Below are 1,546 nucleotides of genomic sequence, written 5' to 3'. Positions count from 1 at the left end.
ATCTACACAAGCAAAACCCGCCTGCGCGGGTTGTAAATTTACATAGTCCACGCAGGTGGACTTCCCCTGTGTAGGCGCGGTTTCAACCGCCAGCTAACTGTTCATGTTCACTGATTCCATATTTCAGAAAAGTTACAGGAACTCCGATTAATTGTTTTCCTAATTGAGATATTTTAAATTTACTTTTAAGAGATGCAGGTAAATCTTGAAAATCAATTGGTACAAAACCAAATTTTTGATAATAATTAACTAATTTTTTACCCAAACATTCTAAATAAAGCGGTTGAGTTGCTTGCTCGATTAAATATTTTGTAAGATAACTTCCTAAACCGCGATTTCTCCAATTTTTGTTAACAACTAAACTTCCAAGTTCTTGAGCTTCGTTAAAATTGCGTAACTGTCCGCAAGCTATTATTTTTTTGTCGAATTCAATTACCCAAAATTGCGGCCATTTCAATTGTGTAGGGTCGAGTTTTGCTGTGAATACCAGCCAGCGAATTGATGAAGCGTCTTCAGATGTGGCTTTGCGGAGAATACATCCTTTCGGTAAATTCTTCACGATAATATTTTCCCCGATAATGGCTTCCGGTAAGGATAATTTTATCGGGAAAAATGGCGATTAGCGCGATTCAAATGTAGAATTTAATTTATTGCAATCTATTAGGCAAAAAGTGCGCCGTAGGTTTGAGAACCGCATATTCCGTCGGATACAAGCCTCTTATCACTTTGAAACTGTTTAACTTTTGCTTCGGTTCCTGGGCCAAAATCGCCATCAATAGTCAGTGTATATCCTTTATTGCTTAGCTGACGCTGCATCTTTTTCACATCTTCATTTTTGGCACCGCGTCTTAAAGTGTTATTGAAATTTGGTCGCAATTCTCCATACACTTTGACAATTGACTTTCCAGCTTTCGTGTTGTCGTAAATTAGCTTTGCTGCTTCTAAACTTTTAATCCGAACGCATCCGTGAGAGCTAGGAAATTCGGGAACCCTTGGATAGTAATGAAGGGCAATTCCCCGCGAAGCTTCTTGAAAACGTGTCACCCATTCTGCTTCTGGATACTTACTGAATTTACGATCGTGCCAAAGTACCGGGAATTCACCTTTGGGAGTACAATCTGTGTTAGCTTTTTGACTGGTTGCAACGTTATCGCAATTAACACCAGAAATACCCGCACCAGGGGTGCAGTGAAAAGGTCCTTTTTTTTGCGATGCTGCATTTGAGCCAGTCCATTCCAGGGTTACTTCTTGTTTCCATAAGTCAACGTTGACTTTTGATATGTATGTTTCTGTCATGAGATGATTATTTATAGAGCCTGTATAATTGCATACTATAATAAATAGTTCTCTGTCAAAAGTACCCTAAAGGATTATTTTTTTTTGAGGCTATATTAATCGACTAAAATTGATTCGTTGGATGACCAAGAATTGGAGACGTAGCACTGCTACGTCTCTACATATTTATCGTTTTAGAACGGCATCTTCGGTGGCTTGACACTCCCAGCATTCCGCTTCGCTAAAATACTGGGATTCTTATTTCACTTAC

The 1,546-nt window shown here is 38.9% G+C and carries 2 protein-coding genes; both read right to left on the bottom strand.

Features of this window, described 5'->3' with window-relative positions:
- Positions 1-82: 82 nt before the first annotated feature.
- Entirely contained in the window at positions 83-559 is a 477-nt protein-coding gene (locus tag ACM03V_RS34355; RefSeq protein ID WP_414625292.1) for a GNAT family N-acetyltransferase, read from the bottom strand.
- 101 nt (positions 560-660) lie between these two features.
- Complete coding sequence (locus ACM03V_RS34350) at positions 661-1,296, bottom strand: L,D-transpeptidase family protein (protein ID WP_414625291.1); 636 nt, start codon at positions 1,294-1,296, stop codon at positions 661-663.
- Between the last annotated feature and the right edge of the window lie 250 nt (positions 1,297-1,546).

It is taken from the genome of Calothrix sp. CCY 0018, from assembly GCF_963920925.1.
Taxonomy (GTDB): domain Bacteria; phylum Cyanobacteriota; class Cyanobacteriia; order Cyanobacteriales; family Nostocaceae; genus Rivularia.
Note: the sequence above shows the minus strand (reverse complement) of the source record. Positions and strands in the feature narration are given on the sequence as shown.